At 71.2% G+C, this 7,058-nt stretch carries 5 protein-coding genes and 1 pseudogene; 2 read left to right on the plus strand and 4 right to left on the minus strand.

Annotated elements, in window-relative coordinates; all coding sequences use genetic code 11:
- The 4 genes and pseudogenes from HKK72_RS33655 to HKK72_RS33670 all read right to left on the minus strand — a co-directional run.
- Nucleotides 1–380, minus strand: a pseudogene (locus HKK72_RS33655) (glutamine synthetase); the annotation flags it as partial.
- 115 nt (nucleotides 381–495) lie between these two features.
- The gene (locus HKK72_RS33660; RefSeq protein WP_187238462.1) at nucleotides 496–1,740 is read right to left on the minus strand and encodes a hypothetical protein; all 1,245 of its coding nucleotides are present in this window, start codon (nucleotides 1,738–1,740) and stop codon (nucleotides 496–498) included.
- 169 nt (nucleotides 1,741–1,909) lie between these two features.
- Complete coding sequence (locus tag HKK72_RS33665) at nucleotides 1,910–3,811, minus strand: ABC transporter ATP-binding protein (protein WP_187238463.1); 1,902 nt, start codon at nucleotides 3,809–3,811, stop codon at nucleotides 1,910–1,912.
- Nucleotides 3,808–5,694, minus strand: a complete 1,887-nt coding sequence (locus tag HKK72_RS33670) for an ABC transporter ATP-binding protein (protein WP_187238464.1) — start codon at nucleotides 5,692–5,694, stop codon at nucleotides 3,808–3,810. Before HKK72_RS33670 ends, HKK72_RS33665 begins: the two co-directional genes overlap by 4 nt.
- Nucleotides 5,695–5,805: 111 nt before the next feature.
- Between HKK72_RS33670 and HKK72_RS33675 the strand changes: the two genes are divergently transcribed.
- Together HKK72_RS33675 and HKK72_RS33680 are read left to right on the plus strand one after the other, a co-directional pair.
- Entirely contained in the window at nucleotides 5,806–6,477 is a 672-nt protein-coding gene (locus HKK72_RS33675) for a TIGR03085 family metal-binding protein (RefSeq protein ID WP_315987582.1), read from the plus strand.
- 404 nt (nucleotides 6,478–6,881) lie between these two features.
- On the plus strand, nucleotides 6,882–7,058 hold a 177-nt coding region (locus HKK72_RS33680; RefSeq protein ID WP_187238465.1), incomplete at its 3' end, for a cold-shock protein.

Genomic DNA, 7,058 nt, shown 5'->3' on the forward strand with positions numbered 1-7,058 from the left:
GCCCCGTCGGAGGCCAGTTCGGCCATCGCGTCCTTGAGGAACGTGCGCGCGCACGCCTCCCAGGGCCGCCCGTCCAGGCTCACGAGGTCGGCGCACATCGCGGCGGCGCCGGGCGCGTAGGGAAGCATCGTGAAGGTGGAGGGGTCGGGCACGATCCGCACCTCGCCGACCGGGCCGGCCCCCTCGACGGGCTGCAGCCGGTCGAGCATGGACATGGCCATCATGCCGACGGTGTGGCCGATCCCGCTGCGCATCCGCTGGGCCAGCCGAGGACGCGTGGTGGCCTTACCGCGGATGACCCCGTCGTGATCGGCGTAGAGGAACCTGATGAGTTCGGCGTTCTCGACCGTGGCGCGCTCGACCACCCATTGTTCACTCATGTTCCCTGGGTAACACGGGTCGCGGCATCCGTACAGGCTCAGGAGCGGCAGAGCCATCGCACCGCGCCGTGGAGCGGCAAAGACCCGGCGGAGCATTCAAGGACACGGGGAAGCGTCAAAGACGCAGCGCCGCCGCGGATCGCACTTCGGCGTCCTCGGCGGCGCAGCCGCGCAGGCGGCGGATCCGCAGCAGGTTGTCGTCACTGGGGGGAGCGGTGGCGACCGCCGCTCGCCTGACCTCCTCCTCGCAGTCCCAGAGCCCTTCGGTGGCGTAGGCCTCGGAGGTGTAGGAGGCGGTCCTGGAGAGGGCGGTGAGCAGGCGCGGTCGCAGGTAGGCGTATTCGGACTCGGTCCAGGTCGTTTTCAGGAGTGGGACGGCCGCCCCGGAGCGCAGCCGGCCCAGGCCCTCGATGGGGCTCGCGGCGGCGCCCCAGTTCCGCTCGGCCAGGGCGGTGTCGAGGTCGCTCAGCAGTGCGGGCACATCCTGCTCGGTGCCGTGGCGGGCCAGCACGGAGATGCCCACGTCGAAACAGCTGGACCGGCGGGCGGTCCAGATCCGGGCCCGGGGCACCGCCAGCGCGCCGAGGTCGCGTATCGCATGACATACCGCCCCGCCGTACCGCCCGGGCTGCCCGGGCAGAAGCTCCTCGGCCAGATCGAGCAGGGCCGGGCTGCGCCGTCGTCCGAGTTCGAGGATCGCGGCGACGGCCGAGTCGCCGACCCGCTTCGCCTCGGCCAGGAGTTCGGCGTCGGATCGGCCCGTGGTGTCGGTTCGTGCCGCGCAGCGGAGTCCCGGCCGGCCGGCCGCCTCGTGCTCGGCGACGGCGGCGGCGATCCTGGGCTGCCGGCGGGCCCAGTCCTTGATGACCGGATTATCCGGTTCTATAACGAGCCAGCGGAGATCGTCGTCGTTACAGCGCGCCACGGCTATCTCGTCGAGACCGTCGGTGAGCGTGGGGTCGCCGACCGAGCTCAGCGCGTGGAGGGCGTCGTACCAGTGCGTGCCCTCCTCGGCGTATCTCCTCAGTGGCCGGGCGGCCTCCCGGCGGCTCAGCCGCAACAGATCGGTGAGGACGTCGATGGCCAGGGAGTCGCGCCACAGGTCGGTGTCCGCCGGTCCGCCCGGATCGGCGAGATGGTCGGCGACCGGGCCGACGGAAAGCTCCAGGTCGACGATGAGCCGGGCATAGAAGAGGCTGCGGGACTCGACCTGGCGATCCCAGCGAGGATCGCGCCGGACGCAGTCGTAGACGAACTCGCCCGCGCCCGGTCTCTCCGCCGCTCGGCGCGCGGCCCGACCCAGGCCGCGCTGCAGTTGCCCGTGCAGCGTGTCAGCTGGTTGCATCACGACCTTGTCCATGTGTGCAGGATGCGCACTCGACTACATAACGGGCAAGCCCTTTATGGTGCGAGCTTCGGAAGGTCTACCGAAGAGCGGCCGTCTCGATCTTCCAGGACGGCCGCCCGCCGCTCCGCGCCGGGGTCCCATTCCCTCCTCGGCGCCGAGGATCCGCCGCAGCGCGCTCGGCTCACATCCGGCGCTGCGAGGACCACGAGGCGTGCAGGTCCGCGTAGACGCCGGGCTCGTCGACCAGCTCGGCGTGCGCGCCGCGCTGCACGATGCGGCCCTGGTCGAACACGATCACCTCGTCGGCCGCCTCGGCGGTCGAGAGGCGGTGCGCGATCGAGATCGCCGTACGGCCTCGGGTCACGCCGTCGAGCGCGCGCTGGATCCGCACCTCGGTCGCCGGATCGACCGCGGAGGTCGCCTCGTCCAGCACCAGCAGATCCGGGTCGGCGATATAAGCGCGGGCCAGCGCCACAAGCTGCCGCTCGCCCGCCGACAGCGACTCGCCACGCTGGCCCACCGGGGTGTCCAGGCCCCGGGGCAGGCCCTCCAGCCAGTCGGTCAGCCCGAGCTCGGTCAGGGCGAGGACGATCTCCTCGTCGCTCGCGCCGGGCCGTCCGTAGCGGATGTTGTCGGCGAGACCGGCGTCGAACAGGAAGCCGTCCTGCGGCACCATCACGATCCGCTCGCGCAGGGACGAGAAGCGCACCGCGTCGAGCGGCACCCCGTCGATCAGCACGTGCCCCGAGGTCGGGTCCATCAGCCGGGTCAGCAACTTCGCGAACGTCGTCTTCCCTGACCCGGTCTCGCCGACGACCGCGACCCGCGAGCGCGGGGCGATCTCGACGTTGACCTCGTGCAGCACGGTGGGCCCCCTCGGAGCGGCGTTCGCCGCGGAGGCCTCCGGCATCTCGGCCGTGTCCTTCGCGCCGGCCCTCTTCTTCGGGGCCTCGGCGCCGGGGGCATCCCCGGCGTCCACCGAGCTCGCCGGATAGGCGAACGAGACGTCCTTGAACCGCACCTCGATGGGCCCGCGCGGCAGATCGCGTCCACCCGGCCCCGGGTCGGCCACATCCGGGGAGGTGTCCAGCACTCCGAGCACCCGGCGCCACCCGGCGATCGCGTTCTGCGCCTCATTGAGCACCTCGGTCGCGACCTGCATCGGCCCGACGAACAGGGTGACGAGGAACAGGAAGGCCACCAGCCGGCCCGCGGTCAGGTGGCCCCCGACGCCGAGCAGGGTGCCCGCCACGACCACGCCGGCGGTGGCGATCGCGGCCACCAGCTCGCTCGCGGGAAAGGTGAGCGCCACCAGTCCCTGCGCCCTGACCTGCGCACGCTGATGGCGGCCGACGGACTCGTCGACCCGGTGGGCGGTGCGCTCCTCGGCGGCGTACGCCCGGATCACCGACGCGCCGACGACCGCTTCGCTGACCGCCGACAGCAGGTCGCCGACCCGCTCCCGCACCGTTGTGTAGGCCCTGGAGACCAGGCGCTGGAAGCGGCGCAGCGCGAGGGCCAACGGCAGGAACGACACCCACACCAGCAGCGTCAGCTGCCAGGAATAGATCGCCATCAGCACGCTGGCCACGACGAGCTGGCCCAGCGACACAATGATCATCAGTCCGCCCCACTGCATGAACTGGCTGATCTGGTCGACGTCGCTGGTCACGCGGGAGACGAGCGCACCGCGGCGCTCACCGCTCTGCGTGAGCATCGACAGGTCGTGGACATGGCGGAAGGCCCGGACGCGCAGCGCCGCGAGACCCGTCTCGGTGGTCTTGTACAGGCGGACGTTCATGGCGTACGCGCACAGCGCGGTGAGCAGGACCGCCGCGGCGCACACCAGCACGGCCGTGCGGATGTAGGCGATGTCGGGCCCGCCCCCGTCCGCGGCCACCGGGCGCAGCCCCTCGTCGATGGTCTGCTGCACGGCGATCGGCACGACGATCCGGCCGGCCGTGGCGACCAGGGCGAGGGCCAGGGTCCCGGCCAGCCCGGCACGGAACTCCGGGCTCAGCCGCAACCCCCGGCGCAGCGTGCTCAGCGCCCCCTCGCGCTGGGCCACCTCGTTCAGGCTCACGCCAGGGCCTCCTCGTCCTCTGCGGCGGTCAGTCCGGCCTGCTCCACGGCTCGCCTCTCCTCTTCGGCCCGTTCATAGGCGTTGACCAGGTTCCGGTAGCCGACCGAGCGGGTCAGCAGCTCGGCGTGGCCGCCCCGATCCACCACGCGGCCGTGCTCGAGATAGACGATCTCGTCGGCCAGCGAGATGGTCGCCTTGCGGTAGGCCACCACCACGACGGTCGCGGCCGAGTCGCGCAGCCCCTGCAGGATCCGGGTCTCCACCTGCGGGTCGACGCTGGAGGTCGCGTCGTCCAGCACCAGCAGCCGGGGCCGCCGCACCATCGCCCGGGCAAGGGCGAGCCGTTGCCGCTGGCCGCCCGACAGCGTCGCCCCGCGTTCCCCGACCCGGGTGTTCAGCCCCCCGGGCAGCGCCGCGACGAACCCGTCGGCTTGAGCGATGCGCAGTGCCTCCCAGACCGCCTCGTCCGGCACCTCGAGGCCCAGTGTCACGTTGCCGCGAACGGTGTCGTCGAACAGGAACGCCTGCTGCGGGACCAGGGCGGCGGTGGCCGCCAGCCCGCCCTGCCGCAGGTCGCGCACGTCGATGCCGTCGAGCAGCACCGTTCCGGCGGCCGGGTCGACCAGCCGTACCAGCAGGCCGGTCAGCGTCGACTTGCCCGAGCCGGTGGGCCCCACCACGGCGACCGTGTCGCCCGCCGGGACGGTGAAGGACACATCGCGCAGGGCCGATCCGTCGCCGTCGGCGTCGCCCTCGCCGACGGCCGGATCGGCGTAGCCGAAGCGCACTTCGCGGACCTCCAGCGTGGCCGGGTCGTCGCCGTCCAGCACCTGCGCGCCGTACGGCAGCGAACCCGTCGCGTCCAGCACGCCGCGCACCCGGTCCCAGCCGACGACGCTGCGCGGCACCTCCGCCAGCACCCAGCCGAGCGCGCGGATCGGCCAGGCGAGCAGGGTGAACAGATAGGCCACGTGCACCAGGTCGCCCGGTTGGATCGCGCCGTGCTCGAGCCGGACCGAGCCGATGAGCAGTACGGCGAGCACGCCGAGGTTGGGCATCGCCTCGAGGAGCGGGTCGAACAGCCCTCGTACGCGGCCGACCGCCACGTTGGCGTCGCGCAGCTGCTCGGCCCGGGCCGCGAAGCGATCGGTCTCGGTCTGCTCCCGGCCGAGGGTCTTGACCACCAGCCCGCCCTCGAAGCTCTCGTGCGCGACCTCGCTGACCTCCGCCCGCAGCTGCTGCGCGCGGGCGGCGATGGGGGACAGGCGCCGCTGGTAGACCACGTTGAGCAGCGCGATGGCGGGGAACACCAGGAAGCCCACGACGGCGATCATCGCGTCGGTGAGCAGGAGCGAGGCCGCGGCGATCACGAGCATGAACAGCACGCCGACGGCCATCGGCAGCGGAGCGATCGGCGCCCAGACGGCCTCGACGTCGGCGTTGGCGTTGGACAGCAGCTGACCGGTGGGGTGCTGGTGGTGCCAGGCCAGCGGCAGGCGAAGGTACTGACGGGTGACCGCACGGCGGTACTTCGCCTGGAGCCGATACTGCATGAGGCCGGCGAAGAATCGGCGGCCGGCCACGCCCAGGGCCTTCAGCAGCGCGACGCCGAGGATGGCGAGCGCGCCCGCGGTGAGAGCGCCCGCCGTGGTCCGGCCGTCGCGGAACGCGGGCAGCACGATCTCGTCGGTGGCCCAGCCGAGGACCGAGGCGGTGGCCACGGTCATGACCGCGTAGAGCGCGCTCGCCAGGACCGACAGCGCGAAGACCCGAGGCTCCGCCCCGATCGCGACGGCGAGCACCCGCATCCCCTCACGCAAAATGTTGCGGTTTACCGCCTTCTGCACGTATTCCTCCGAAGAGTGGGTCTGTGGACTGCTCATGCCTACCATCCGGAGGCGTCCGCTTATTCCCGCCGTGGTGGGCCAGGTGCGCCAGGTGCGGGACCGGCGGTGATCCGGACGCCCGTGGGCGTGAGGGCTTACCATTCCGGCGTGAGCGCCTCCTCGAACCCCGTTCCGGCCCCGCCGCCGGCGCCCGGCCCGGCACGAACGGAGCGGCTGGCCCTGTGCGATCTCATGGCGCGGCTCGGCCCGGACGCGCCGACCATGTGCGGTGACTGGACGACCGGTGATCTCGCCGCCCATCTCGTGATCCGTGAGTATCGCCTGGACGCGGGGCCGGGCATCCTGTTCCGCCCGCTCGGCGGCTACACCGAACGCGTCCGTCGTCGTGTTAAGGACTCGACCCCATTCCCACAGATGCTTGACCGGATCCGGCAGGGACCGCCGAAAGCCTCCCTCTGGGGTCTGCCGGGGATGGACAAAGCGGGCAACTCTGTTGAGTACTTCGTGCATCACGAGGACGTTCGACGGGCTCAACCGGACTGGCAGGCGCGATCCCTTCCGCCGGACGCGGAGGAAGTGCTGTGGAGACGGTTGAAAATGGCACGATTTGTTCTGCGTAAAGTGCAGGTCGAGGTCACCTTGGTGCGGCCCGACGGCAAGACGATACGAGTCAGCAAGGGCACGAGGCAGGCCCGGGTGCACGGCCCGGTCGGTGAACTGGTGCTCTGGGCACTGGGCCGGGGCGAGGTCGCACAGGTGCGCTTCACCGGTGCGGCCGACGCCGTACAGTCCCTTGCGGCCACGCGATGGAGCCTTTGACGCTACTCCCGACCCGGCTTGACGGCATGAGGTCTTGCGGCGCCCCCGCAAGGGGTCCTCTGCAGTGCGCGCATCGGCGCTCGGCCGCCCGACTCGGCCCCTCGGGTCGCCGCCTCTTCGTCGCCGCCACCCGGCGATACGGCGCCTATTGTCAAGGTTAGAGCGCCGGTTTCCGGCCGAGGAATCGCGCTTCTTCTGTTTCCCCGCTTAACGCGCAAGCGATGATACGGTGGTGCCGTCGGTTGCAGTCGTGGTTCTCGATCGTTTGACTCAGGCGCCCGCGGACTGATGGCAGCGGGCGTTTTGGTTTTCCAGGGGCCGTACCCGGAGGACGAGAACGTTCCGCAGTGACCGCACTGGGCTCACGAGGTGTGCGCCCAAAGTTTTGCCGCAAGGAGAAAGACATGGCCCAGCAGGGCACCGTGAAGTGGTTCAACGCTGAGAAGGGCTTCGGCTTCATCGCTGTCGACGGCGGTGGTCCGGACGTCTTCGTGCACTACTCGGCGATTCAGTCCTCCGGTTACCGGACTCTCGACGAGAACCAGCGTGTCGAGTTCGAGGTCACACAGGGTAACCGGGGT

Source organism: Actinomadura sp. HBU206391, assembly GCF_014323665.1.
Classification (GTDB): Bacteria; Actinomycetota; Actinomycetes; order Streptosporangiales; family Streptosporangiaceae; genus Actinomadura_C.